Raw genomic sequence first — 26,280 nt, forward strand, 5'->3', positions numbered from 1 at the left:
GCGCTTCTCACGCTATGGACGAGGAGCGCTTTTTTGCTTATAGTTTTGTTTGTTATACGTGTTTAAAAGTGAATCAAGCTCCCGGCTCACTTGAATCGTCACGGTTGAGTTCAATCCATTTTTTGCGACTGCTTCAATCAATTCCATCCGCTTTTTTTCAATTAAAATTAAAATGTCTTTGTTCGGCACAGAGGAACAAGTCCTTTCTTTTAAAATTTTTACAGGTGTATTGTATACTATTTTACCAATAAATTCAAAAGAGCAAAATTGAAAAAGAAAAAAGCATGGTTGTTCATAGGTTACTAATAATGATATTTTTGCTACAATAAAAATAAAAAATCAAGTAGGAGTTGAAAAAAATGGCCGATGTCAATCTATTTTTAGCATTTGGTGCCGGCTTTTTATCGTTTATTTCTCCGTGTTGTCTGCCTTTATACCCGGCGTTTTTATCGTATATCACCGGCATATCGGTGAGTGAGCTGAAGACGGAGAACGCGTTGATGCAGCGGCGAAGTTTATTGCATACATTATTTTTCTTGCTCGGTTTTTCTCTTATATTCATTTCGATTGGATTCGGAACGTCGCTTATTGGGAAATGGTTTAGTGAATACCAAGATTTTATACGGCAAATCGGTGCGCTTCTCATTATTATTTTTGGCCTTGTGATTGTCGGAATATGGAACCCGGCTTTTTTAATGAAAGATCGTCGTTTTTTCGTTTCAAGAGCGGCCTTCTGGCTACATCGGCTCGATCATCATTGGCATGGCTTTTGCGGCTGGTTGGACTCCGTGCACTGGCCCGATTTTGGTGTCGGTCATTGCACTGGCGGCGACAAACCCAAGTTCTGGAATGCTATATATGCTTGCTTATTCGTTGGGGTTTGCCGTTCCGTTTTTTATTCTTTCGTTTTTTATCGGAAAGCTGCAATGGATCCGTCGCCACAGTGAAAAAATGATGAAAATCGGCGGTTATGTGATGATTGCAATGGGTGTTGTTCTGTTTTTTGACTGGATGACAAAAATTATTACGTATACGACAAGTATTTTTGGAGGATTCACCGGCTTTTAAATTAGTTTGTTATTAAGGGGAGTAAAGGAGTCATGGCAAAAATTCTCATTGTTGATGATGCAAAATTTATGAGAATGACGTTATCCACCATTTTGAAAAAAGCGAACCATGAAATTATTGGAGAAGCGGAAAACGGGAAAGAGGCAGTGGAACTGTATCAGAGATTAAAACCGGATATCGTCATGATGGATATTACGATGCCTGTGATGAATGGGATCGAAGCTGTGCGTGCGATCAAACAAGAAGATGCAAATGCGAAAATTATTATGTGTTCAGCAATGGGGCAGCGGCGCATGGTTGTAGAGGCGATCGAAGCAGGAGCGGCTGATTTTATTGTGAAGCCGTTTGAAGAAAGCCGCGTGATCGAAGCGGTGGAGTGTTTATTATAAGCAATATGCATATGCAAGATTTGTTGCTTTTTGTTATAATACATTATCATACACTTGAATGAAGAGGATGATGTGTTTGGCTATCGTAAGTTCGATCGTTGCAGTATTCATGGCATTGCTCGTTTTGTTTGTGAGGATGAAAGCATCGAATAAACCGACAAACGCCAAAAAAATTATTTTACCTCCAATATTTATGAGCACAGGGGCTTTGATGTTTATCGACCCAGTATTTCGCGTAACGAAAGGAGAACTGATTGAGGCGGTTGTTTTAGGAGCATTTTTTTCCATCTTCTTAATTAAAACGTCGAAATTTGAAATCATAAATGGAAAAATTTACTTAAAGCGTTCGAAAGCGTTTATCTTCATTTTAGTCGGTTTGATTGTCATTCGTCTTGGCTTAAAAACATACTTAGGAAGAACCATTGACTATCGCCAATTAAGCGGGATGTTTTATTTGCTTGCTTTTTCAATGATTGTGCCGTGGCGTGTTGCAATGTATATTACGTATAAAAAATTAGAACGGCGTTTAAAACACCAACCGCCCATTTTAATAACATAAAATAAGAGAAAAAAGCGGGAGATGCGTCCCGCTTTTTTCTTGCAATCAGCTTATTTGCTTTGCAGCAAATGTTCATAAGGAGCGATATTAATTTGTTTTTCTTTTAATGTTTTTATTAAAAATTTATGGTCGCGTTTTGGGGTTGCTATAATGTAACCGCGAATAATTAAATCTTTTGTAATTCGAGAAGCGTTTTCTTGAAGCGCGAGTTCCCCGATTTTTCCAGCAATTTTTTGCCGAGCGACATCGCGAAACAATTCAGGAACCGGTTTTACTAATTCCTCTAAAAGCGCCTTTTCTTCTTCTCCCCATAAATGCCGTGTCTGCTCAATATAATATTCCTGCCAATCTAGTTCCGATTTCCCATCTTCTTTTGGCAGCCGTTTTAAAAATTTGCGAAACATAAAAAAACCACCGATCGACATGGTGACAAGCAAAAAAACGCTCCAAAACAATATAAACCAAAGAAACCAACCTTTTAGCATCATTCCCACCTCAACGAATTCCAATCTATCAACCATTATTGCGAAAAAAGCGGTTTTTGGCAAGATAAGCATGTTTTTATCACATTGTTACGAAAATGTAATGCAAATGTAAAGAAATGCCGCAATCCTTTATGTGTCAATAGCTGGACTATTGTTATAGCAGTCAAATGGAAATAGAAACCAGTGATATGTATCTATAAACATGCTAATCTATTACAAGCAGACGACAAACCAAAAGGCAACTATGAGGAGGATAGAATAATGATGAAAAAAACTCTTGCAACATTCGCGGTAGTTTGCTGTATGGTCGTCGGCTTTACCTCTTATTCAACAGATGCGGCAACAACTTATACATACTATAAGGTGAAGAAAGGCGACTCGCTTTACAAGATTGCGAAAACATATAAAACAACCACTTCTGCGTTAAAATCATTAAATCATCGAAAAAGCGATGTTCTTATTGTCGGCGAAACAATCAAAGTGCCGCAGCTTGTAAAAACTCAAGCGGCGAAGCAAGCAGAGAAACCTGCTTCCCAAAAGCCGAAATTTTCTATTTGTGCAGAAGAACGAAACCTAATGGCACAGCTTGTCCATGCGGAAACCGGTTTTAGCGAGCCATTTGCCGGGAAAGTGGAAGTTGCGCTCGTTATTTTAAATCGCGTGAAACATCCTGCTTTTCCAAAGAGCATTAAAGGTGTCATTTACCAAAAAACAAAATCGGGTTATGCGTTTGTTCCTGTAAAAACAGGAAAACTAACGCGCATTCAGCCGACGAAACAAGATTATGCTGCGGTCGATCAAGCACTATCGCTATTCCCGAACGACCGCCGCGGTTCGCTGTACTTCTATAACCCTAAAATTACGAAAGATAAATGGATGTTATCAAGACCGGTAACGATTCGTATCGGAAATCATGTATTTGCAAAATAAATGGGGATATTCCCTAATGATATTATAAAAAGCAAGCGAGAAAACCCTAGCTTCAACTACGGGGATGAGAGCGAGTGTCGGACTAGGGAGGGTGTTAACCCTCTCGCAAGTCCGACATTTTTTCATCTGCTTTGTTAAATATATTGATCATATCTAACATTTTGTATTAGAATTTCATTAGGCGAGAAATATTAGGTAAATTGAAAATAATCTGAATATTGTGTATGACTGCAAGCATCATGTTGTGTTCTGTCCGAAGTATCGTAAGAAAATACTTATTCCTCCAGTAAGCGAACGATGAAAAGAACTGTTCCAATCAAAAGCAAAAGAACTACAAGCAGAAATTGCAGAAATGGAAATCATGCCGGATCATGTACATCTATTGATCCAATGCGATCCACAGTTTGGTATTCACAGAGTGGTTAAGCATTTAAAAGGATATACGTCCCGAATACTGCGTCAAGAGTTCCCACATTTAAAATCACGCTTACCATCCCTATGGACAAACTCTTACTTTGTAGCAACCGTTGGGACAGTGTCCCTGGATGTAGTAAAACAATATATTGAGTCTCAACCAACAAGAAATGGGAAGTGAATCTTATGCACAAAGCATTTAAGTTTCGGATCTATCCTACAAAAGAGCAAGAAATATTAATTAACAAGACGTTTGGTTGCTGTCGTTTTGTTTTTAATCACTTTTTAGAAAAGTGGAACGAAACCTACGGGCAAACAGGGAAAGGTTTAACCTATAATGTTTGCGCAAAACAGCTGACCCAGCTAAAAAAGGAGCTTGATTGGTTAAAAGAAGTGGATTCTACAGCGTTGCAAAATGCATTGAAACATCTAGACGACGCATTTAAACGCTTTTTTAAGAAACTGAATGGCCTTCCGCGTTTCAAAAGCAAGAAAAATCCTGTCCAATCAAGAGCCTACTCATTTATATCTATTACTGTGATATGATTTTGAGGTGAATGGTTTTGTAGAGCAACTTTACTAATCCGAACTTCTAAAATTGGCGGTGAAAAATGGGCGGAAATATTTTTGTCCAGAAGCGAGAATGGCAGTAAAATATTCCGCTGTTTTTCCGTTACCCCATTTTTCTGTATTTGAATCGTCAGCGAATGGTTTTCGCATAGTACGACAATGTTTTCTTTTTGACAATGCGAAAGCTCGGCCTCGATAATATAGTCTTCTGCCGTCTCCAACACATCGACGTGAAAAATTGTTTCATCTAATATGGATGCATAAGGGTCGTTGCATAACAATTCCAGCCATTGCCGCAGTTCGCTTTGCTCTTCCTTTTGATTTTTGTGCACTTGGATAGCTCCCCCCGCATTCGTAGTATCACTGTTGTTTATCGTATGCATGATCGCGGGAAATGTTCGCGGTGGGAGCGGAAAATAGTTAATTACATATCATGGCTGGAATTATGTTTTTGCCGCGTATGGTTGCGGTTTTTAACCTTTTTGGATCCGCTTAGCGGCTCTGGCTGCCCCGGATTGTCTCCTTTTGGAGCGTTTTTTCGCATATCTGTGCTTGTATTTTTATTTGTCATGTTTGGTTATCCTCCTTTTGTTCATTAGCATGCATCATTGTCTTTCATTTATTCGCGGTATAATTTATGGCATGTTTGAAAAGATAATAAATGCATGGCCGTATTTATAAAAGGAGGAAGTAACGATGGCTTATCATAAAAATAAGCAGGAAGCATTTCAAGCGGCACAAAAAGGAACGATGGAAGCGAAGGAATGGTATGATCATTTAGTGCGCGACCAAGCCGATTATGGCCATCAATTAAGTCATTTAAAGAAAGAAGTAAACGAAGCGTTTGAACAAATTAATAATGCGATGGAAGTAGCTTCAGAAAAACAGCGCGTTCAATTGGAAAAGTTTCGCAACGATTTGCAAGCGATTGTCGATGAAGTGAATGAAATTCAATAAAGGGAATGTCGCGACAGGACATTCCCTTTTTTATTTGTACAAAAATTTACGGTAGTCCAGGATGACGAAACGGACGTATCGTTATTGATTCTTTTTTCTTTTTTTGTTGTTTTGGCGTTGTGCTTCTGTCAGCGGTTCATTAGAAAATTCTTCGTTGTAGCCGGCACCTTTTCCTTGAGCACTTGCCGCGTTCATTCCAGGGATAACATGGTTCGCTTTCCGCTTTGCCATTTTGTTCACCTCCACTACTAGTTTGCGACTGATCAAGAAGCTTATTCTTTTTTCATGCAAGAAGTTGATTAATATGACGAAACCTTCGAAATTCTATTTACAACTTTTCCTCCTTATAATAAGATAAAAGCGTACCAATTTTACGGGAGTTGGGAGAATTCATGCTATTTTTTCGACTTTGCTTCGAAAAAATAGTATAGTATTGAATTGAGGGGGTAATACATATGGCAAAACAAGACGTTTTCAACGCACGTTCTTCATTTGAAGTGAACGGTAAAAAATATAATTATTACCGTTTACAAGCACTTGAAGAAGCTGGGATCGGTAACATCTCCCGTTTACCGTATTCAATTAAAGTATTGCTAGAATCGGTACTTCGACAAGTAGACGGACGTGTGATCACAAAAGAGCACGTCGAAAACCTTGCAAAATGGGGAACACCGGAGATGAAAGACATCGATGTCCCATTTAAGCCGTCGCGCGTCATTTTGCAAGACTTTACGGGTGTACCAGCAGTTGTTGACTTAGCATCGATGCGTAAAGCGATGGCGGATATGGGCGGAGATCCATATGAAATTAATCCGGAAATTCCGGTTGATCTCGTTATTGACCACTCTGTGCAAGTTGACAGGGCCGGAACGGACGATGCGCTTGAATACAACATGAACTTAGAGTTCCAGCGCAACGCAGAGCGTTATAAATTTTTAAAATGGGCGCAGAAAGCATTTAACAATTATCGGGCTGTTCCGCCAGCAACCGGAATTGTCCATCAAGTAAACTTAGAATACTTGGCTAATGTCGTTCATACTGTGGAAGAGGAAAATGGAGAATACGTAGCGTTTCCAGACACTCTAGTCGGTACGGACTCCCATACAACGATGATTAACGGCCTTGGCGTTCTCGGTTGGGGTGTCGGCGGAATTGAAGCAGAAGCTGGCATGCTCGGACAGCCTTCATACTTCCCTGTACCAGAAGTAATCGGTGTCCGTTTGACTGGAAAATTGCCAAATGGCACAACAGCAACAGACCTTGCTTTAAAAGTAACGCAAGTGCTTCGTAAAAAAGGTGTTGTCGGCAAATTCGTTGAATTCTTCGGACCAGGTGTGGCAACATTGCCGCTTGCAGACCGTGCAACCATTGCAAACATGGCGCCAGAATACGGTGCAACATGCGGTTTCTTCCCAGTCGATGCGGAAGCGCTTGATTATTTGCGCTTAACGGGCCGCGATGAGCACCATGTACAAGTGGTTGAAGCATACTGCAAAGCGAACGGTTTATTCTACACACCGGATGCTCCAGAGCCAATATTTACGGATGTTGTAGAAATTAACCTATCCGAAATCGAAGCAAATCTTTCTGGACCGAAACGTCCGCAAGACTTGATTCCGCTTTCGAAAATGAAAGAAGCGTTCCGTGAAGCGGTAAAAGCTCCGCAAGGAAACCAAGGCTTCGGTTTAACAGAAGCGGATCTCAATAAAGAAATTACGGTAACGTTAAACGGCGAAGAAGTAAAAATGAAAACAGGCGCCGTTGTGATTGCAGCGATTACAAGCTGTACGAATACGTCGAACCCGTACGTATTAATCGCTGCTGGTTTAGTAGCGAAAAAAGCGGTGGAAAAAGGATTGCAAGTTCCGAAATATGTAAAAACATCGCTTGCGCCAGGTTCGAAAGTCGTAACTGGTTACTTGCGGGATTCCGGATTGCTTCCATACCTTGAAAAAATCGGCTTTAATATCGTCGGTTACGGATGCACGACATGTATTGGCAACTCCGGACCGCTTGCGCCAGAGCTTGAAAAAGCGATTGCGGAAAACGACTTGCTTGTGACAAGCGTACTTTCCGGTAACCGTAACTTTGAAGGCCGCATTCATCCGCTAGTCAAAGGCAACTACTTGGCATCGCCGCCGCTTGTTGTCGCATATGCGCTAGCAGGTACGGTAGACATTGACTTGTTAAAAGATCCGATCGGCAAAGATAAAGACGGCAATGACGTTTACTTTAACGACATTTGGCCTTCGACGGAAGAAGTTAAAGAAATCGTTAAGCAAACGGTCGTACCGGAATTGTTCCGCAAAGAATATGAGCGCGTGTTCGACGGAAATCCGCGTTGGAATGAAATCGAAACGACAGACGAACCGCTTTATCAATGGGATGAAAACTCGACTTACATTCAAAATCCGCCGTTCTTTGAAGGATTATCTCCGGATGTTCGCAAAGTCGAACCGCTTAAAGGCTTGCGCGTCATCGGAAAATTCGGCGATTCTGTCACAACCGACCATATTTCGCCGGCCGGAGCGATCGGTAAAAACACGCCAGCTGGCCAATATCTCATCTCTAAAGGTGTCGAACCAAAAGATTTCAACTCTTACGGATCTCGCCGTGGCAACCATGAAGTCATGATGCGCGGTACGTTTGCGAACATTCGCATTCGCAACCAAATTGCTCCTGGCACAGAAGGCGGTTATACGACTTACTGGCCGACAGGCGAAGTCATGACGATTTATGATGCTTGCATGAAATACAAACAAGACGGCACAGGGCTTGTCGTTATTGCCGGCAAAGATTACGGAATGGGAAGCTCCCGTGACTGGGCAGCAAAAGGAACATTCTTGCTTGGCATTAAGACAGTCATCGCGGAAAGCTTCGAGCGCATTCACCGTTCGAACCTTGTATTGATGGGCGTATTGCCGCTTCAATTCAAAGAAGGGGAAAACGCAGAAACGCTAGGTTTAACGGGCAAAGAAGTGTTCGAAGTGCATATTGACGAAAACGTCAAACCGCGTGATTTGATCAAAGTAACGGCAACAAATCCAGATACAGGAGAAACAAAAGAATTCGAAGTAATCGTTCGCTTTGATAGTGAAGTCGAAATCGACTACTATCGCCATGGCGGAATTTTACCGATGGTGTTGCGTGAAAAACTCGCAAAAACAAAAAAAGTAAAATAAAATAACGAAGCAGGCTCTTACTTGCCAAGAGCCTGCTTTTTTTATTTTGTATTCGATTTTTTTGCTGCATTTTCTAGTTGGCTTTTTGGATCCGGAGTAAATGCCGCATCTTGACCGAACCCTTGTGGATTCACGCCAGGAGCTTTTGTCCCGCGGTTTTTGCCGCCATTCTTTGTCATCGCGCTCACCTCCGTGGCATAGTATCACCTTTATTGCACAAAAATATGAAACAAAAAAAGAAAATCACTTCGTTTGTCTTAGTGAGTTAGCCTCCGTTTTGCACGCCGCCATTTTCCGAGCAGTAATGGGAAGCTCCGCGAAAATCATTCCGCACAAAATGCCGATGCAGCCGATAATTGCGGAAGCCGTTAGCTGTTCTTTCGCCCATATGTATGCGGTCAGCGCGGCAAATACAGGCTCCATCGCAAAAATAAGAGCGACGCGGGTAGCTGTCGTATATTTTTGAAAGTTGGTTTGAATTAAAAACGCTGCCGTTGTCGCAAGCAATGACGTAATGAGAAGGGCTGTCCATACTTCACGTTTTTGTAAAATCGCCACATTCCACATTTGCGTTTCGTCTTCAAAAAGAAAGGCAAAAATCGTACACATCACCGCAACAGTGAAAATTTGCGTCATTGTTAATAACATGGTGGAATAACGCGCCGAATATTTTCCTGTAGTAATGATGTGCATCGCAAACGAAATCGCGCAAAAAAAGACAAATACGTCTCCGCGGTTTAACATCCATTTGCCATCGCCGATGGTTAAAAAATAAAGGCCGACTGCCGCCAACACCGCACCAATGGACGCATTGACGGATGGTTTTTGTTTTAGAAAGAGAAAAGAAAATAACGGCACGAGTACGACGCTAAGTCCGGTAATAAATCCCGCTTTTGACGAGGTTGTGTATAGTAAGCCGACCGTTTGAAATGCATAGCCGCTAAACAGCCAAAACCCCATCCATATACCGGCACGGGCAAGCGGCAAGGTATAATGACGAAAAAGCGAACGATGAAAAATGATGAGCCATAAAAATAAAAATAATCCCGCCAAAATAAAGCGAATCGCGTTAAAAGAAAGGGGCTCAAGAAAAGAAATCGCGTTTTGCACGATGACAAATGTTGCCCCCCAGACGAACGTGACGGCAAGAAGGCTAAAATCCGCTATCCACTGTTTTTTCAATCCAATCCCCCCGTTTTGTTCATTTTGTTGCATCATTTCCGCTTCACTTTTAATAAATTATAGTCGAACGGTAGTGTATCATAAATCAATGAAAAAATATACAACAGCATAAAAATAATAAAACATGTACAGAAAACGTTGATGTGATAACAAAAGCTGCATAATAATAGGTAATAAGAAAAGTTATCGCTTCACATGTTTTTTTCGCTGTATTGTATAATAAAAATATGGACTGTACACGGAATCGATTACGGAAGGGTGACGAGGGCTTGGACGTTATGATCCAATGGACATATATTACGCCGAAAAAACAAGAATTGGTGCTTACTTCTGATTTTTTGCCTGCTGCGGAAGCGCTCCGATTAGCCGAGGATTTTGAAAAAAACAGGTCGTGTAAAGGAATTATGCTTTATTGACCAAAATCATGTTACATGGTCGAAAAAAGAACTGAACAAGCTATTAAAAGAAGTAGAAACGGAACCGCATGATGTCATCGCTTACTTTGACGGCGGCTTTGATAACGAAACATTGCAGGGCGGAGCCGGAGTGGTGATTTATTATAAGCAAAACAATGAACAATATCGCCTTCGTGCCAACCGCCAGCTTGATGAACTGAAGTCGAATAACGAAGCGGAATACGCCGCGTTTTGGTTTTTAATGCAAATGCTCGAGGAGCTCGGTGTTCATCATTTGCCGGTTATTTTCCGAGGCGATTCACACGTCGTCTTGAAGCAATTGTCCGGCGATTGGCCGTGTTTTGAAGATGACCATAACGCATGGCTGGACCGTATTGAAGAAAAGATCAACGAATTAGGAATTCAGCCAATTTACGAGCCGATTTCACGCAAGCAAAATAAAGAGGCCGACCAGCTTGCCCGTCAAGCGATGGAAGGTCAAACGATTACTAGCATGATGGAACTTACAGAGAAAGGGTAGGCAATGAAATGAGAGAGAAAAAAGTGAACAAACGAAAGGAAATATTAGATAAACTAAATGAATTACAGCAAATGTATTGTGACGGCTGTTTTTTAAAAAGCACGTTTCGAAAAGAATACGGCAAAACATATGCGCAATCATTTTGCATTAACCAATGCACGGTCGGCGAGAAAATGCGGCAGTACGGCGCCATGTTGATGGCAACTCCTCCTCGTTCATCAAAATAACAAAGGGCTTCACACAGCAGGAAGCCCTTTTTTCTCCTTATCGTAATGCCTCATTTAATTGATGTTCCGCCTTAGCAAGTTTTTGTTCATAATGTGATAAAAATTCTTCATCAACGCCAGTTGCTTGCCGGCGTGCGCGCGAAAGCTGATCGTGGGCGTTGGCAATCGCTTGTTTGGCGCCTTCGAGCATGTCTCTATCCAAGCTCATCGTTGCTTGACCTACCATTTTTTCCGCTGTTTCCACAAACATTTCTACTTGTTTTAAATCGTTATAGCCAGAATGAATGTCACGTTCCATTTGCAAACACCTCCTAGCGGATAGTGTTTGTCAAATAGGAAGGAATATGCGCATAAAAAACAAAAAAGACCAGCGTGTTGCCGGCCTTTTTTGTTTCACTTACGTTCTTTCGTTTATGTCAACGAACGCCTTATAATTTCACAACGTTAGCAGCTTGAGGTCCACGGTTTCCTTGAACGATTTCGAAAGAAACTTCTTGACCTTCTTCCAAAGTTTTGAACCCTTCACCTTGGATCGCTGTGAAGTGAACGAATACGTCAGAACCGCCTTCTACTTCGATAAAACCGTAACCTTTCTCATTGTTAAACCATTTAACTTTACCGCGTTGCATAATACTGAATTCCTCCTAATACCTTTAGCCCTCAGGCTAACTTAAAGATTTTTTATCAAATAACGGAATATACTTCACAGCAATCTAAGGTGAGCAAACATGATGAATGCTTGAAATATATTCTGTTATATGATGACTCTACTATACACTAATGTAAGGGCATCGTCAAGGAAAAGAAGGCGAAATTCAGAAAAAAATTATAAAATGTTAAAAAAACAGGGATTTTCCGCTCGCGTCTCGAAATAGTTTGGTTAGAAAGCAAAAAAGTAAGAATGAATGGAAGAAATATACCATACATTGGAATAGTAGGAGCGTAAAGGGGGATGAATGGGATGTACCGCGGAAAAATCGCTGGTAAAGAAGTGATCGTTCGTTTAGGAAATCGGGTCAGTCGGCGTTATTTTTCCGATAACAAAATTTACAACATGGTTCTTTCTTATGGTGAAACGGCGTTTAAAAAAGGGCAAGAAACGTTTTGCATTTATAATGACCGCATTGGCTTAATTGTCGCAGAAGTGGAAAGAAACGATATTCCAGTCATTCGTATCGACTATATCATTGAAAACGAAAATGTATATGAATAATAGTTGACAAACAGGACACAACGCTATAACTTAATTGTAAGCGGTATCAAAATAGGGTTTCTCTGCAAAAGCATATAGTCATGAAAGTCCAGATATGGTGTTGAACCGAGCCGACAGGGCGCATAACCCTAGTAAGGTGTTTGCCCAGGATACTTATCGGACTGCACGCAGGTGTTGGAAAAACTCTTTAGTACGTCAGAATCTGCCGACTTTAGTCGCGCAGAGGTTCAGGGATAGACGTAACAGACCTTTGCTTCCATAAGGCATAGGTCTGTTTATCTTTATAATAGGCAAATGATGAAACAACATTCAAATCTGCATCGTACTATAGGATGAACAACAAGAACAAGAGATAAGAGGTGTAGCATATGTTATTGCGTAAAATGATGTCAAGAATCGGAGTCGGATCGGCGTATGTCGATTTGATTTTAAATAAAACCACATTTCAGCCAGGAGAGTGCATTGAGGGAATTCTTCATATTCTCGGCGGCACGGTGGAACAAAAAATTGAAAAACTGGATGTAGAATTTATCCAAAAAACGCTGCGCGATGGGAAAGAAATCGATAATGTCATCGCGACGATTCCGGTTGCAGGAGCGTTTCAGATCGAGGCAGGACAAAGGAAGCAGATACCGTTTACGTACCAGATACCAGATTCGCTTCCTCCTTCACAGCCTGGAATTTCGTATCGGTTTATCACCCGCTTGGATATTGAGGATGGAGTGGATACGCTAGATTTTGACTATATTCAAATTTTGCCGAGATAAATAAAAGTTGTAAAAAATCTATTGACAACGCTTACATTTTCTATTAACTTTATAAGTAAGTTAATAATGGTGGCGGAGATGTTGGAGACCCACACATATTCCCTTTTTTCAGAGGGAAAATGTGTGGGTTTTTGTGTTTTCCGCTGGAAAATGTAACTGCTTTCAAAAAAGATGGTGTTTTGCCTCCGGAGGGATAAAGCAGGGAAGCAGTTACAAAAGTTATGTGACAAGGGGGAAGAAGAATGACCGCGTTTGTTGCAGAACTTGTTGGAACTGCCTTACTTATCATTTTTGGCGGCGGGGTTTGCGCAGGAGTAAACTTAAAAAAATCATTTGCGCAAAATTCCGGATGGATTGTTATTACAATGGGATGGGGGCTGGCTGTAGCGGTAGCGGCATATGCGGTTGGACAATTTAGCGGCGCTCATTTAAATCCAGCGCTAACGCTTGCATTAGCGTTTAACGGGGATTTTCCATGGGCAGATGTGCCAAAATACATTGCCGCACAAATGCTTGGTGCAATGGTTGGCGCTGTCATTGTATATCTTCATTATTTGCCTCATTGGAAAGAAACGGACGACCCTGGCGCAAAACTTGGCGTATTTGCAACAAGTCCTGCTGTTCCAAACTATTTCGCAAACTTAATCAGCGAAATAATTGGCACGTTTGTATTAGTGCTTGGCATTTTAGCCATTGGCGCCAATAAATTTGCCGATGGGCTAAATCCATTTATCGTCGGGTTTCTTATTGTCGCCATTGGTCTTTCCCTTGGCGGAACGACAGGATATGCCATTAACCCGGCGCGGGATTTGGGGCCGCGTATCGTTCACTTTTTGCTTCCGATACCAAAAAAAGGATCATCCAATTGGCCTTACGCATGGGTTCCGGTTGTCGGACCGATTCTTGGCGGTTCGTTTGGCGGTTTATTTTACAAAGCTGTCTTTCTAGGAAAAATGACAACGGAATTTTGGTATGTGCTTATTGCTATAATAGTAGTACTCGCACTGACATTCATCAGCCATGGAAAAACATCGAATAGCTATAATAAAGCAAAAAATGCATTCATGTAATTAGGGGAGGAATTGGTGATGGAACGATACATTTTGTCACTGGATTAAGGAACAACAAGCTCACGGGCGATTTTGTTTAACAAAAATGGCGAAATTGTTCATATCGCGCAACGGGAATTTAAACAATATTTTCCAAAGCCAGGATGGGTCGAACATAACGCTAATGAGATTTGGGGCTCGATTTTGGCGGTAATTGCTACCGTCTTGTCAGAAGCATCGGTGCAACCGGAGCAAGTAGCAGCCATCGGCATTACGAACCAGCGGGAAACGACAGTCGTATGGGATAAACATACGGGGCTGCCAATTTATAATGCCATTGTTTGGCAATCTCGACAAACGGCCGATATTTGCGAACAACTCAAACAACAAGGATATGATGACTTATTCCGCAAGAAAACAGGGTTATTAATTGACCCTTATTTTTCCGGAACAAAAGTAAAATGGATTTTAGACAACGTCGATGGAGCGAGAGAGAAAGCGGAAAAAGGAGATTTATTGTTCGGTACGATCGACACATGGCTCATTTGGAAACTTTCCGGCGGACGCGCACATGTGACGGATTATTCAAACGCTTCACGGACGCTTTTATTTAATATTCATACATTACAATGGGATGATGAGATTCTAAATATTTTAGGCATTCCAAAATCAATGCTTCCAAAAGTGCGCCCATCCTCGGAAGTGTACGCTAAAACGATACCACATCATTTCTTTGGTGTCGAAGTGCCAATCGCTGGAGCGGCCGGCGACCAGCAAGCAGCGTTGTTTGGCCAAGCGTGCTTTGAGGAAGGAATGGCGAAAAACACATATGGCACTGGCTGCTTTATGTTGATGAATACAGGGGAAAAAGCAGTACAATCGAAACATGGCTTGTTAACAACGATCGCATGGGGAATCGACGGAAAAGTCGAATATGCGTTGGAAGGAAGCATTTTCGTTGCTGGCTCAGCGATTCAGTGGCTTCGTGATGGGCTTCGAATGATCAAGCAGGCGTCAGACAGTGAAGCATATGCGGAAAAAGTCGATTCAACGGATGGCGTTTATGTTGTACCGGCATTTGTCGGTCTCGGAACACCGTATTGGGATAGCGATGTACGCGGTGCGGTATTTGGTTTGACGCGCGGTACGACAAAAGAACATTTCATTCGCGCAACACTAGAGTCGCTTGCATATCAAACAAAAGATGTATTAACAGCAATGGAAGCGGATTCAGGCATTGGCTTGAAAACGCTGCGCGTCGACGGCGGAGCGGTGAAAAACAACTTTTTAATGCAGTTCCAAAGCGATATGCTCGGCGTGCCAGTAGAGCGTCCAGTCATCAATGAAACAACAGCCCTAGGCGCGGCATACTTAGCTGGGCTTGCCGTCGGCTATTGGAAAGACCGGAAAGAAATCGCCTCACAATGGCAATTAGAACGCCAATTCGAACCGCAAATGGCAAAAGAGAAACAAGAAGCGCTTTATGCAGGATGGAAAAAAGCAGTGAAAGCCGCGATGGCGTTTAAGTAAACAGAAGGGGCTCTCCGATGAAAAAGAGCCCCCTTTTTCTTTGTTTTTCTGCATGCAAAAGCAACTCCAATCTTAAGAAATAGTACCCTCTACTTATATATCACGCTTCAATAATTTCGTCTAAAAAAGTCGAAAAAATAGAATAATGACGACAAGTGGCAAATAATATATTCTATTGGAAATATTATGTTATTATTTTATGATAAAAGTCATGCATCCATTTTCTTATTAAACAAAACTATGTGCTAAATAATCAATTAGAAATAAGAAAAAATTATGCATAAATAACAAAAATCAATTGAATTTGTAAAAAACATGTAATAAAATATTTGTAAAATTCGATAAATTTTATAAAGGGGAGAATATATTGACCGGAAAACCAATCTTAGAAATAGATCATTTACGCGTTTCGTTTCGAATTCAAGATCAGTATTATGCAGCGGTTGATGATGTTTCCCTTACGGTGAATGAAAACGAAGTAGTGGCGATCGTTGGAGAGTCGGGGTGCGGAAAAAGCGCTCTGGCACTTGCGGTGATGGGATTGCATCCGCCACAAAAGACAAAATTAGAAGGAAGCATTACATTTAAAGGAACGAATTTATTATCGTTATCTACTTCACAGTTGAACAAAATTCGCGGTAAAGACATCGGAATGATTTTCCAAGACCCATTAACGGCATTGAACCCATTGATGACGATAGGACGACAAATTGAAGAGAGCATGGACTATCATACGAAATTATCCTCGGCGGAAAAACGGCAGCGCACGTTAGAACTGTTAAAACGTGTTGGCATTCCGAATCCGGAAAAAACATATCATCGTTACCCTCATGAACTTTCAGGGGGAATGAGACAGCGGGTTGTGATTGCGATCGCCATTGCTTGCGAACCATCGCTTATCATTGCAGATGAGCCGACAACTGCCTTGGATGTGACGATTCAAGCGCAAATTATGGGACTATTGAAAGAACTGCAGCAACAAATGAAAACCGGCATTATTTTGATTACCCATGATTTAGGGGTAGTTGCGGAAATGGCCGATCGCGTAGCGGTCATGTACGCTGGGGAAATTGTTGAACTGGCAGATGTGGAAACATTATTCCACCATCCGCTTCATCCATATACACGCTCATTATTGCAGTCGATTCCTTCCGCGCAAACTCGTAAAGAAAAACTTCACGTCATTCAAGGAATTGTTCCTTCCTTGCAAAAAATGCCGCGGACGGGCTGTCGATTCAAATCGCGAATTAGCTGGATTGATGAGTCAAAACATGAACCAAATCCAATTTTGCGAGAAGTCGAACCAGGACATTGGGTTCGCTGTACATGTTATCAGCATTTCTACTTTCCACATGATCATATAGGGGACGTGGGCCATGGCATTTCTTAAAGTCAATCATTTAAAAGTGTATTATCCAGTACGCGGAGGATTTTTTCGCCGCATCGTCGATTATGTGAAGGCGGTAGACGATGTTAGCTTTGAGCTGAGGCAAGGAGAAACGTATGGGCTTGTCGGAGAGTCAGGATGCGGAAAAACGACGACGGGGCGTGCGATTATCGGGCTCATTAAAGCGACAGCAGGTGAAATTTTATTAGAAGGCACCGATTTAACAAAACTAAGCCGCAGGCAGTTTTATCCGTATCGAAAAGACATTCAAATGATTTTTCAAGACCCGTATTCTTCGCTTAATCCGCGCAAACGTGTGCTTGATATTATCGCCGAACCGATCCGCAATTTTGAAAAGCTATCGCCGCAAGAAGAAAAACGGAAAGTGCAATATTTTATCGAAAGAGTAGGATTAAATCCAGAGTCGATTTATAAATATCCGCATGAGTTTTCCGGAGGACAGCGGCAGCGGATTGGCATTGCACGGGCGCTTACGCTCAATCCAAAGCTCATTATTGCCGATGAGCCAGTGTCCGCATTGGATGTATCGGTGCAGGCGCAAGTGTTAAATTTTATGAAAGAGATTCAAAAAGAATTTCAGCTTACATATTTATTTATTAGCCATGACTTAGGCATTATCCGTCATATGTGTGACCGCATTGGTATTATGTATCGCGGCAGATTTGTCGAAGAAGGAACGAGCGAAGAAATTTTTAATAATCCGCAGCACATTTATACAAAGCGTCTCCTTTCGGCAATTCCAAACGCGGATCCGCGGCAGAGAAAAAAGCAGTTTCAGCTTCGCGAAGAAGTCGAAAGGGAATACAAGCAGTCGTACCATCGCTACTTTGATGATGAAGGCAAGGCGTATCCGTTAAAGAAAATCTCCAAGACGCATTCCGTTGCAATTCCGTAAAGAGGGGAAGACGACACGATGCTGAAATTTATATTGCGACGAATCATAATGATGATTCCGCAACTATTTCTTTTAAGTGTTCTCGTATTTTTGCTGGCAAAGGCGATGCCGGGGGATGCATTGACAGGACAATTGGCAGGAAATCCAAAAATGGATGCGCAAACATTAGAGGAAATGAAAGAAAAGCTCGGACTTAATGATCCGATACATATTCAATATGTACGTTGGATTAAAAACTTGCTGCATGGAGATCTTGGCATGTCCTATACTCATCAGCAGCCTGTCAACGATTTGCTAGCTGGGCGAATGTGGAATACGATTTTGTTATCTGCCGCGATTTTGATACTAACGTATATGATCGCGATTCCTTTAGGAATTATTTCGGGAAGATGGACCGACTCTTGGGCGGATAAGTTAATCGTTGGATACAGCTACGTTAGCTTTGCAACACCGTTGTTTATCTTTGCGTTAATTATGTTGTTTATTTTTGGGTTCAAACTAGGATGGTTTCCGACGGGAGGAAGCGTCGATATTCAAGTGGAAAAAGGAACGTTTGACTATTATGTAAGCAAGCTGAACCATCTTTTGCTTCCGGCTCTGTCTGGAGCGCTGATCAATACGGTCGGGACGATTCAATATTTGCGCAGTGAAATTATCGATACAAAGCTGAAAGATTTTGTTAAAACCGCGCGCGCAAAAGGAGTGCCGGAATCAAGCATTTATTGGCGCCATATTTTACGAAATTCGTTTTTGCCGATTGCTGCTTTCTTAGGATATGAGATTACAGGATTAATTGGCGGATCGATCTTCCTCGAATCTATTTTTAGTTATCCAGGGATTGGACAATTGTTTTTGCAATCAATTCTGCAGCGGGATTACAGCGTTGTCACCGCGCTCGTGATGATTTCCGGCCTTGCTACCTTAATCGGGACGCTTTTATCCGATATTATCTTAAGCGCTGTTGATCCACGTATTCGCATTGAGTAATAGAATGGGGGACACAATGATGAAAGCGGAACTAGGCGATATCCATGCAAAAAATGAAAAAAGTCCTTCAAGTCTCTCTATTATGTGGCGTGAATTGGTGAAGGATAAGTTAGCTTTTGGTTCTCTCATTCTTCTTTCCTTGATTTTGATCGTTGTATATGGAGCTTCATTATTATTAGACCAAGACGAAATTGTCAAAGTGGACTTGCTGGCTATCTACTCCCCGCCGTCCGCAGAGCATTGGCTCGGCACGGATTATGGGGGAAGGGATATTTTCGGGCAGCTTATTATCGGTGCAAGAAATTCATTTACCATTGGTTTGGCAATCACGCTGATCACTGGTTTGATCGGGCTTACGGTTGGCCTTATTGCCGGATATTATGGGGGAGTTATTGATAATATTATCATGCGTATTATCGATTTTATCCTTGTGCTGCCATTTTTAATGATTGTGATCGTATTTGTGGCGATTGTCCCTAAATATAATGTTTTTACGTTTATTCTCATTATGAGTGCCTTTTTATGGACAGGAAAGGCGCGGCTTATTCGAGCGAAAACGCTGGCGGAGAGGGAATTGGACTACGTAAGTGCATCGAAAACGCTCGGTACGCCAGATTGGAAAATTATTATTTTTCAAATTCTACCTAATTTAAGTTCGATCATCATCGTAAACTTAACATTAAACCTTGCCGGGAATATTGGAATTGAATCAGGCTTAAGCTATTTAGGCTTTGGATTGCCGGAAAGCACGCCAAGTCTGGGGACGCTGGTCAGCTATGCAATGAATCCGGATGTTTTGCAAAATAAATGGTGGGTTTGGCTGCCAGCATCATTGCTTATTTTAGTAATGATGTTGTGTATAAATTTTATCGGCCAAGCGTTAAAACGCGCGGCGGATGCAAGACAACGATTAGGATAAAGGGGGAGAAAAACAGTGAGAAAAAAATGGCAGTGGAAGTTTTTTGTAGCGCTCGTTGTCTTTTTATTAGGATTAACGGCGTGCAGCAGCAACTCCACAAACAACAAAGACAACAAAAATCAAACGGCGCAAAAGGAAGACATCAGCAAATTCCCAATGACCGTCAAAAATGACGGGAAAATCGTAGATGGTGTATTAAAATACGGATTAGTATCCGATACACCATTTGAAGGAACGCTTAGCTATGCGTTTTACGAAGGTGATCCGGATTTTAAAATTTTGCAGTTTTTTGATGAATCGCTCTTCCATATTAACAAAGACTATGAAATTACGAATGATGGCGCAGCGACATATGAACTTTCTGATGACAAAAAAACGATGACGATTAAAATTAAAGATAATGTCAAATGGCATGACGGTGAGCCTGTGAAAGCGGAAGATTTAGAATACGCTTACTTAGTCATCGGCCATAAAGATTATACGGGTGTCCGCTACGGAGACGCGCTCATTCAAGATATTGTCGGCATGGAAGAGTACCATAGCGGAAAAGCGGACAAAATTTCCGGAATTAAAGTCATTGATGACAAAACACTAACCATTACATGGAAACATGCCAATCCATCTGTGCTGACAGGCATTTGGGCATATCCGCTTCCAAAACATTATTTAAAAGATGTTCCGATTAAAGATTTGGCGAAATCGGATAAAATCCGCAAAACCCCAATTGGCTTTGGTCCATTTAAAATTAAGAAAATTGTTCCAGGCGAATCGGTCGAATTCGTTCGCAACGACGATTATTGGGCTGGAAAGCCGAAATTAAAAGGCGTTATTTTAAAAGTGGTGAGCCCGCAAGTCGTATTGCAAGCTCTTAAAAAAGGCGAGATTGACATTGCGGAATTCCCGACAGATCAATATGTCAACGCGAAAGGGACAAAAAACATTCAATTCGTCGGCAAAATTGATTTATCTTACAACTACATCGGTTTTAAGCTCGGTCACTGGGATGCGAAAAAGCAAGAAAACGTAATGGATAATCCGAAATTCCAAAACAAAAAGCTTCGTCAAGCGATGGCATACGCGATTAATAACAAGGAAGTCGCAGATAGGCTTTATCACGGTTTGCGCTTCCCGGCAACGACGTTAATTCCGCCATCCTTCCCAAGCTACCATGATAAAAATGTGAAAGGATATACGTATGATCCAGAAAAGGCGAAAAAATTGCTGGATGAAGCAGGATATAAAGATGTCGATGGCGACGGCTTCCGCGAAGATCCAAATGGTAAAAAATTCACTATTAATTTCCTTTCGATGAGCGGCGGAGACATCGCCGAGCCATTGGCAAAGTTTTATATGCAATGCTGGAAAGATGTCGGCTTGAATGTGCAGCTAGTCGATGGACGTTTGGCAGAGTTCAATTCGTTCTATGACATGGTACAGAATGATGACCCGAAAGTCGATGTATTCGCTGCCGCATGGGGAACAGGAACCGATGTGGATCCATACGGATTATATGGCCGCAACGTCATGTTTAATTTTTCTCGGTGGGTAAATGAGAAAAATGATGAATTGCTCGAAAAAGGACATTCCGAGCAAGCATTCGATAAAGAATACCGCAAGAAAATTTACAACGAATGGCAAGCGTTAATGAATGAAGAAGTGCCGGTAATTCCGACCCTATACCGTTCGATCATTTATGCGGTAAACAATCGTGTGAAAAACTATTCGGCTGATATTGACCCATTCACTTGGAAATGGAAAGATGTCGGTGTCACTTCCGAAAAACCAGAAGTAGCGCAATAATAGATAAAGAGGGGAGAGCGCCTTTGCTCTCCCTTCCTCGTTTGTGAAAATCAAAAAATGATTGTCATCACAATGGCACCATGATAAGATAAAAACAAACTGCATACAGTCTTATCAAGAGTGGACGAGAGATCGGGCTCTATGACTCCACAGCAACCTGCGTATTACGCAAGGTGCTCCAACCCGCAAAGCGTCTTTCGCTTTGGATGATAAGAACGGTTACCCCCTTTCGCATCATTCATGGCGAAAGGGGTTTTTATGTATGTGCAAAGAAGGAGGTGGGAATGTCGATTGCGCGAAAATGATTTGATTCGCAGCTATATGGCGGCGCACTTAACGGTAGCATCGTTTGCTTCCCATGTCGCCCGTTGTGTCCAAAAACAGCTTTTGCAATTTGACCGACAGGCAGCGATTCATTTTGATAGCAGCCAAAATGTTTTCCATCTATACGGATATACGCAAGGGAAGATGTTTTCGCTTCTTCTGACATTTGCGGAAGTGGAAGAATGGAAAGCCGCTGGCCCTTATGCGCTTGACCGCTACATTTTTTGCGAATTAGAGGAAAAAGGAATTTCGATCGTACATATGACTCCATATTTGCGGTCGGTATTTTCATAATCTTGAAAATAATGAAAAAAGGGGAGAAACATAATGGCAGTAAAAAAATTTGAACACGTCGGCATTCAAGTAAAAGACATCGAAACATCGAAAAAGTTTTATCAAGAGGTAGTCGGATTGGAACTACTTAGCGAGATGACGCATACGAACGGTACAATGAAATTGGCGTTTTTAGGATTGGATGGCTCAGTCATTGTCGAATTGATCGAAGGGTATAATCCGAATTTGCCGACGGAAGGAAAAGTGCATCACGTCGCCTTTACCGTTGAAGGAATTGAACAAGAAAAAGAACGGATTCAATCGCTCGGCGTTCCGCTTGTATGGGAAGAGATTACGGCGCTGCCAAACGGGGCGAAATATTTATTCTTCCTTGGACCAGATGGAGAATGGATCGAATTTTATGAACCGGCTAAGTAAAACGAAACCGCTCTGTTTTAGTTTCGAACAGAGCGGTTTTTCCATGGCGTTTCGGTGATATATGGGAATTTTCGAAACACCCATTTCAACACGTTCGGCACGACGATAATGACAAGAAGAAGACGTACAAATTGCAAGGAGCTGACAATCGCTGGATCTCCTCCGACCGTTTGCGCCGTTAATACCATTTCCACAAGTCCTCCTGGCGCAAGACTCAACAGCGCGGTCGACAGCGGAAGATCGGTTAATTCCGCAAATACGTAGCCACATCCGAACGATAGAGCAATTAATACTAACGCAAGCAAGAAATATACCCAGCTAAATTTTCCGCCAAGCTTAATATCTTCTAAGGTAATGCGTTCTCCCATGTTTATTCCGACACTAATTTGCGCCAAAATAATCAACCATACAGGCAGTAACGGCAGGTTCACACCAGCCGCATGCATAACTGCCGTTACGGCAAGCGGCCCGACGACGTATGCTGCCGGAATGATGTTTCGTAAAAGAAGCGCACCGAAAACACTTAACAAAAACCAAGTGTAATGACCATCGGAAGAGACAGCTGCCGCCTGAGCGGTTGCGTTTCCTGGCGACGCGTGTCCGTTCAACCAATGGACAACGACTGTTGGCACAAGAAAAACGACCGTTAATAAACGAATCGTTTGGAAAATGGTTACTAAAGCAGTATTCGCGTTCAACGACTCACTTGCGGCAACCATTTCCGACAGCCCGCCAGGAACAGATGCAAACACACTTGTCACTTTATCAATATGTGTCCATTTCGTCACCGCGATGCTGTTTATAATGTTAATAGCAATTAGCAATGCGGTGGCAACGAGAAACGGAACAATATATGGCGCAATCGTTAATAGCGTTTCTTTTGTAAACGACAGTCCAAAATAAGTGCCTAACACAATCAATCCACTATTCGACAACGCTTTCGGCGCCGCTACTGGGCGCTTGATGACCGTTTTCCAAACAAGCATTCCAGTAATGGCTCCGAGCATCCATGGAATTGGGGAATGGAGATGATAAAACAGCAAACCGGTCAGTCCTGCGACGATATATGTTTCTAACACTTTCATTGCTGTAGTCCTTTCCATTCTCTGTAAACCTATCACTATTGTAAAGAAAAATAAAAGAAAAAGGAAGTAATGTGCTCATTGTGATATACTGAAAAGGAAAGGGGAGGGAGAAATGATGGAAGAACAAGTAAAACATGCCATTCAAGACGAATATCCAGAGGAATTTGCCTGGTGCTACGGATGCGGGCGGCTGAATGAGCACGGCCACCATTTCCGCACCGGATGGCAAGGGGAGAAAACGGTCACGATTTATACGCCACGTCCCGAGCATATCGCTATTCCTGGTTTTGTTTATGGCGGATTGATTGCGTCATTAATCGACTGCCACGGAACTGGTTCCGCCGCGCTGGCGCTGCATCGCAAAAACGGACACGAACCAGGAGATGGAGAAGTGCCACCGCGGTTTGTAACTGCTTCTTTGAACGTAGAGTTCTTGAAACCGACGCAGCATGGAGTTCCGTTAAAGGCAATCGGTACGGTCGAAGAAATTCATCCGAAAAAGTGGAAAGTAAAGACGGAAGTATTCGCCGATGGAGAACTTTGCGCGCGCGGAGAAGTCGTGGCGGTTGTGATGCCGAAGACGTTTGGGCAAAAATAGCGCGCCCATTGACAAACAAAAAGCAGGAGGCCATCCTGCTTTTTTATCGTTTTGGCATGATCATGACCGAAGAAACGGCGCTTGCCGCTTCTTTGCCGTTTTGCGTTAAGACAGCGGTCAGATAGGCAACAGTGCGCCTGAATTTTTCCACCTTTGCTTCGACTTCCACTTCTCCGGCAACGGTCGGGGCGGTGGAATGTTGTATGCAGATTGATCGAGACAAATGTTTGGTCTTTATGAAGCAACGTCGTAATCGCATACGCCATCATAATATAGGCCGCCGCACTGACAAATCCCCCATGATGCCGCCGTTTCCGTTTAGCCAATGTCACCCGATCGCCCATTTTCCTTTCGCATATCTTTCGCCTGTTTCCACTAATTGAACGCCAAGCGACGTATCACAGGCTGGCGGTGCGCTTTTACAGCTATGGCTCCATGCAAGTTGACGTTTTTTGCCATAGCTACAACCCTTTTTTTGAAAATGATAAGATTCTATATTACCCTATTCGCGAATGAAAAGATTTCTTTTTTTATCGTTAAGGGGCTACGCAATATTCATGAATAAAAAATTATGCGTTTTGATCCCATTTTCGTTGACCCGACACAGTGAAGCTCGTGGATTGCTTTGTATTTGTGATGGGAAAAAGAATGGCGCGGTTTGATTTCGGCAATGGCAAAACGAATGGTAATGATGATAAGTTCACTAGTTATTAGAAACAATCCTATTATTTTCGTATAAAGAACACTAAAAATAGGCGGCAAAACAAGAAGGAAATAAGGGAAGTGGGAGAGAAAGAGGAAGAAGGGACATCATTTACGAGACGGGGATAAGGATCAGATCCCGATATAGATGAATCAACGCGATGACTAATTCAGGACGTTGGTGTCGTGCAAAAGCATAAAGAAAGTAGGGAGGTCTCGTTTTATGTACAAACAGCCGGACAAGGAGAGATGGACGGGACGGATCGACAGCGAAAGCGAGGAAAAAAGTTTTCGCGTCCATCAAAAGATCCGTTTGCTGGATATGGGTCAGGTACAGACGCAGGCAGAAAACGCTTTTGCTTTATTAGGCTTTCAATGCGATGAAGGGGTCCGCCGCAACCAAGGACGGCAAGGGGCGTATCACGCGCCGGTGGAAGTGAAAAAAGCGCTGGCAAACTTGCCGTGGCACCTGCCGTCTCACACAATACTTTACGATGTGGGCGAAATTACTTGTGAAGGGGGAGAGTTAGAAAACAGCCAGAAACATTTGGGCCAGGCGGTAGAGCGCCTTATCTGCCATAACATCACGCCGGTTGTCATCGGCGGCGGACATGAAACCGCGTACGGGCATTATCTCGGTGTTCGTCAGGCGGTCGGTTCGGAAACGAAGCTTGGCATTATCAACATCGACTCTCATTTTGACATGCGCCCATATAGACAAGGACCGTCATCGGGAACAATGTTTCGGCAAATATTAGATGAAGATGGAAACGCGGGATACTGCTGCCTCGGCATTCAACCGCTAGGCAACACGGCGGCGTTATTTGAAACCGCGAAGCGATACGGATGCACGTACATGCTCGAGGAAGAATTGACGTTGGCAGCGCTAGAGCGCGCGTACGGAGTCATTGACGATTTTATCAAAAACTATGATGTGCTGATGCTGACGCTTTGCATGGATGTGTTGAGTGCAAGCGCGGCACCGGGAGTGAGCGCGCCTTCGCCGTTCGGGCTTGATCCGAAAATCGTCCGCGCCCTGCTTCGTTATATTATTTCCAAGCCACAAACGATCAGTTTCGATATTTGTGAAGTGAATCCGCTTGTCGATGAAAATCGAAAAACGATTGCGTTAGCGGCCGCCTTCTGCATGGAAGCGCTCGTTCATTTCCACCGCCGCCAGCGAGCGGCGACAGGTCGGTGAAGCCGATGAAACTATTGATTGCGGAGCGGGATGAAAACGAGAGCGTGGCAATCCGCTGGCTTGTTTCCGCCTATTCGCTGCCCATTCATCGCGTTTACACCGCCAATACCGTCAGGCAGGCAATGAGGATATTAGAAAAGGAAACACCGGGGCTGCTATATATAGTCTGATAAAATATTAAAATTGATATAA

General features: G+C 42.5%; 28 protein-coding genes, 7 pseudogenes and 1 riboswitch. Of the genes and pseudogenes, 24 read left to right on the forward strand and 11 right to left on the reverse strand.

Features of this window, described 5'->3' with window-relative positions; all coding sequences use genetic code 11:
* Positions 1–12: 12 nt before the first annotated feature.
* On the reverse strand, positions 13–189 hold the full coding sequence (locus tag DER53_RS10790) for an aspartyl-phosphate phosphatase Spo0E family protein (RefSeq protein ID WP_015863571.1): 177 nt from the start codon (positions 187–189) through the stop codon (positions 13–15).
* A gap of 170 nt (positions 190–359) precedes the next feature.
* On the opposite strand from DER53_RS10790, the pseudogene DER53_RS10795 reads away from it, so the two are divergent.
* From DER53_RS10795 to DER53_RS10805, 3 genes and pseudogenes are all read left to right on the forward strand, one after another.
* Positions 360–1,068: pseudogene (locus DER53_RS10795) on the forward strand (cytochrome c biogenesis CcdA family protein).
* Positions 1,069–1,100: 32 nt separating this feature from the next.
* Positions 1,101–1,457: a response regulator gene (locus DER53_RS10800; protein WP_062753265.1), complete on the forward strand. Its 357-nt coding sequence runs from the start codon at positions 1,101–1,103 to the stop codon at positions 1,455–1,457.
* 70 nt (positions 1,458–1,527) lie between these two features.
* Entirely contained in the window at positions 1,528–2,016 is a 489-nt protein-coding gene (locus DER53_RS10805; protein ID WP_373467268.1) for a CcdC family protein, read from the forward strand.
* A gap of 50 nt (positions 2,017–2,066) precedes the next feature.
* On the opposite strand, the gene DER53_RS10810 is transcribed toward DER53_RS10805, so the two are convergent.
* Entirely contained in the window at positions 2,067–2,501 is a 435-nt protein-coding gene (locus tag DER53_RS10810) for a DUF2621 domain-containing protein (RefSeq protein ID WP_015863575.1), read from the reverse strand.
* A gap of 261 nt (positions 2,502–2,762) precedes the next feature.
* Between DER53_RS10810 and DER53_RS10815 the strand changes: the two genes are divergently transcribed.
* From DER53_RS10815 to DER53_RS10825, 3 genes and pseudogenes are all read left to right on the forward strand, one after another.
* Positions 2,763–3,431 carry a cell wall hydrolase gene (locus DER53_RS10815; protein ID WP_082805408.1) on the forward strand — a complete coding sequence of 223 codons (669 nt, stop codon included), beginning with the start codon at positions 2,763–2,765 and terminating at the stop codon, positions 3,429–3,431.
* Between the two features lie 199 nt (positions 3,432–3,630).
* Positions 3,631–4,026: pseudogene (gene tnpA, locus DER53_RS10820) on the forward strand (IS200/IS605 family transposase).
* 5 nt (positions 4,027–4,031) lie between these two features.
* A pseudogene (locus DER53_RS10825) lies at positions 4,032–4,355 on the forward strand (RNA-guided endonuclease TnpB family protein); the annotation flags it as partial.
* Positions 4,356–4,360: 5 nt separating this feature from the next.
* Here the strand turns inward: DER53_RS10825 and DER53_RS10830 are convergent.
* Together DER53_RS10830 and DER53_RS10835 are read right to left on the reverse strand one after the other, a co-directional pair.
* Positions 4,361–4,747: an Hsp20/alpha crystallin family protein gene (locus DER53_RS10830; RefSeq protein WP_062753261.1), complete on the reverse strand. Its 387-nt coding sequence runs from the start codon at positions 4,745–4,747 to the stop codon at positions 4,361–4,363.
* A 92-nt stretch (positions 4,748–4,839) separates the two neighbouring features.
* Positions 4,840–4,986, reverse strand: coding sequence for a small acid-soluble spore protein P (locus DER53_RS10835; RefSeq protein ID WP_015863578.1), 147 nt, complete (start codon positions 4,984–4,986; stop codon positions 4,840–4,842).
* A 125-nt stretch (positions 4,987–5,111) separates the two neighbouring features.
* Here DER53_RS10835 and DER53_RS10840 point away from each other — a divergent pair, with 125 nt between their 5' ends.
* Positions 5,112–5,372, forward strand: a complete 261-nt coding sequence (locus DER53_RS10840) for a hypothetical protein (protein WP_015863579.1) — start codon at positions 5,112–5,114, stop codon at positions 5,370–5,372.
* Positions 5,373–5,453: 81 nt separating this feature from the next.
* Here the strand turns inward: DER53_RS10840 and sspO are convergent, their stop codons facing one another.
* A complete protein-coding gene (sspO, locus tag DER53_RS10845; protein ID WP_062677517.1) occupies positions 5,454–5,603 on the reverse strand; it encodes a small acid-soluble spore protein SspO in 150 nt (49 codons plus the stop codon).
* A 224-nt stretch (positions 5,604–5,827) separates the two neighbouring features.
* On the opposite strand from sspO, the gene acnA reads away from it, so the two are divergent.
* Positions 5,828–8,554, forward strand: a complete 2,727-nt coding sequence (acnA, locus tag DER53_RS10850; protein WP_062677725.1) for an aconitate hydratase AcnA — start codon at positions 5,828–5,830, stop codon at positions 8,552–8,554.
* A gap of 41 nt (positions 8,555–8,595) precedes the next feature.
* On the opposite strand, the gene sspL is transcribed toward acnA, so the two are convergent.
* Both sspL and DER53_RS10860 read right to left on the reverse strand, forming a co-directional pair.
* On the reverse strand, positions 8,596–8,733 hold the full coding sequence (gene sspL, locus DER53_RS10855; RefSeq protein WP_015863582.1) for a small, acid-soluble spore protein L: 138 nt from the start codon (positions 8,731–8,733) through the stop codon (positions 8,596–8,598).
* A 64-nt stretch (positions 8,734–8,797) separates the two neighbouring features.
* Positions 8,798–9,736 (reverse strand): DMT family transporter, encoded by a 939-nt coding sequence (locus DER53_RS10860; RefSeq protein WP_081189030.1) that lies wholly within the window; start codon positions 9,734–9,736, stop codon positions 8,798–8,800.
* A 269-nt stretch (positions 9,737–10,005) separates the two neighbouring features.
* Between DER53_RS10860 and DER53_RS10865 the strand changes: the two are divergent.
* Positions 10,006–10,672 (forward strand): annotated as a pseudogene (locus tag DER53_RS10865) (ribonuclease H family protein).
* Between the two features lie 8 nt (positions 10,673–10,680).
* Entirely contained in the window at positions 10,681–10,899 is a 219-nt protein-coding gene (locus DER53_RS10870) for a zinc-finger domain-containing protein (RefSeq protein WP_015863585.1), read from the forward strand.
* 37 nt (positions 10,900–10,936) lie between these two features.
* Here DER53_RS10870 and DER53_RS10875 read toward each other — a convergent pair whose 3' ends face one another.
* Both DER53_RS10875 and cspD read right to left on the reverse strand, forming a co-directional pair.
* A complete protein-coding gene (locus DER53_RS10875) occupies positions 10,937–11,197 on the reverse strand; it encodes a DUF2564 family protein (protein ID WP_015863586.1) in 261 nt (86 codons plus the stop codon).
* A gap of 130 nt (positions 11,198–11,327) precedes the next feature.
* Positions 11,328–11,528 (reverse strand): cold-shock protein CspD, encoded by a 201-nt coding sequence (gene cspD / locus DER53_RS10880; RefSeq protein WP_003251474.1) that lies wholly within the window; start codon positions 11,526–11,528, stop codon positions 11,328–11,330.
* 332 nt (positions 11,529–11,860) lie between these two features.
* On the opposite strand from cspD, the gene DER53_RS10885 reads away from it, so the two are divergent.
* The 11 genes and pseudogenes from DER53_RS10885 to DER53_RS10935 all read left to right on the forward strand — a co-directional run bounded on the left by DER53_RS10885 (position 11,861) and on the right by DER53_RS10935 (position 22,502).
* On the forward strand, positions 11,861–12,112 hold the full coding sequence (locus tag DER53_RS10885; RefSeq protein ID WP_015863588.1) for a hypothetical protein: 252 nt from the start codon (positions 11,861–11,863) through the stop codon (positions 12,110–12,112).
* Positions 12,113–12,480: 368 nt separating this feature from the next.
* Complete coding sequence (locus tag DER53_RS10890; protein ID WP_062753258.1) at positions 12,481–12,879, forward strand: sporulation protein; 399 nt, start codon at positions 12,481–12,483, stop codon at positions 12,877–12,879.
* A 242-nt stretch (positions 12,880–13,121) separates the two neighbouring features.
* A complete protein-coding gene (locus tag DER53_RS10895) occupies positions 13,122–13,949 on the forward strand; it encodes an MIP/aquaporin family protein (protein WP_062753256.1) in 828 nt (275 codons plus the stop codon).
* An 18-nt stretch (positions 13,950–13,967) separates the two neighbouring features.
* Positions 13,968–15,458, forward strand: a pseudogene (glpK, locus tag DER53_RS10900) (glycerol kinase GlpK).
* Positions 15,459–15,825: 367 nt separating this feature from the next.
* Entirely contained in the window at positions 15,826–16,848 is a 1,023-nt protein-coding gene (locus DER53_RS10905) for an ABC transporter ATP-binding protein (protein ID WP_015863592.1), read from the forward strand.
* Positions 16,835–17,761, forward strand: a complete 927-nt coding sequence (locus tag DER53_RS10910) for an ABC transporter ATP-binding protein (RefSeq protein WP_062753254.1) — start codon at positions 16,835–16,837, stop codon at positions 17,759–17,761. The genes DER53_RS10905 and DER53_RS10910 overlap by 14 nt, the downstream gene beginning before the upstream one ends.
* 18 nt (positions 17,762–17,779) lie before the next feature.
* Complete coding sequence (opp4B, locus tag DER53_RS10915; protein WP_062753252.1) at positions 17,780–18,748, forward strand: oligopeptide ABC transporter permease; 969 nt, start codon at positions 17,780–17,782, stop codon at positions 18,746–18,748.
* 16 nt (positions 18,749–18,764) lie between these two features.
* Complete coding sequence (locus DER53_RS10920) at positions 18,765–19,667, forward strand: ABC transporter permease (protein WP_089097134.1); 903 nt, start codon at positions 18,765–18,767, stop codon at positions 19,665–19,667.
* A 15-nt stretch (positions 19,668–19,682) separates the two neighbouring features.
* Positions 19,683–21,467 (forward strand): oligopeptide ABC transporter substrate-binding protein, encoded by a 1,785-nt coding sequence (gene opp4A / locus DER53_RS10925; protein ID WP_062753249.1) that lies wholly within the window; start codon positions 19,683–19,685, stop codon positions 21,465–21,467.
* 108 nt (positions 21,468–21,575) lie between these two features.
* Positions 21,576–21,683, forward strand: a riboswitch (SAM riboswitch).
* A gap of 75 nt (positions 21,684–21,758) precedes the next feature.
* Entirely contained in the window at positions 21,759–22,085 is a 327-nt protein-coding gene (locus DER53_RS10930) for a hypothetical protein (protein WP_062753247.1), read from the forward strand.
* A gap of 33 nt (positions 22,086–22,118) precedes the next feature.
* On the forward strand, positions 22,119–22,502 hold the full coding sequence (locus tag DER53_RS10935) for a VOC family protein (protein WP_062753246.1): 384 nt from the start codon (positions 22,119–22,121) through the stop codon (positions 22,500–22,502).
* A 17-nt stretch (positions 22,503–22,519) separates the two neighbouring features.
* On the opposite strand, the gene DER53_RS10940 is transcribed toward DER53_RS10935, so the two are convergent.
* A complete protein-coding gene (locus DER53_RS10940; protein ID WP_244319549.1) occupies positions 22,520–23,605 on the reverse strand; it encodes an AbrB family transcriptional regulator in 1,086 nt (361 codons plus the stop codon).
* Positions 23,606–23,702: 97 nt separating this feature from the next.
* On the opposite strand from DER53_RS10940, the gene DER53_RS10945 reads away from it, so the two are divergent.
* Complete coding sequence (locus tag DER53_RS10945; RefSeq protein ID WP_062753616.1) at positions 23,703–24,185, forward strand: PaaI family thioesterase; 483 nt, start codon at positions 23,703–23,705, stop codon at positions 24,183–24,185.
* Between the two features lie 43 nt (positions 24,186–24,228).
* Here DER53_RS10945 and DER53_RS10950 read toward each other — a convergent pair.
* Positions 24,229–24,644, reverse strand: a pseudogene (locus tag DER53_RS10950) (hotdog fold thioesterase).
* Between the two features lie 466 nt (positions 24,645–25,110).
* Here DER53_RS10950 and hutG point away from each other — a divergent pair.
* Positions 25,111–26,088 carry a formimidoylglutamase gene (gene hutG / locus DER53_RS10955; RefSeq protein ID WP_062753243.1) on the forward strand — a complete coding sequence of 326 codons (978 nt, stop codon included), beginning with the start codon at positions 25,111–25,113 and terminating at the stop codon, positions 26,086–26,088.
* 5 nt (positions 26,089–26,093) lie between these two features.
* Positions 26,094–26,252: pseudogene (locus tag DER53_RS10960) on the forward strand (AraC family transcriptional regulator); the annotation flags it as partial.
* Between the last annotated feature and the right edge of the window lie 28 nt (positions 26,253–26,280).

Origin of the sequence: Parageobacillus toebii NBRC 107807 (genome assembly GCF_003688615.2) — a bacterium.
Taxonomy (GTDB): Bacteria; Bacillota; Bacilli; order Bacillales; family Anoxybacillaceae; genus Parageobacillus_B; species Parageobacillus_B toebii.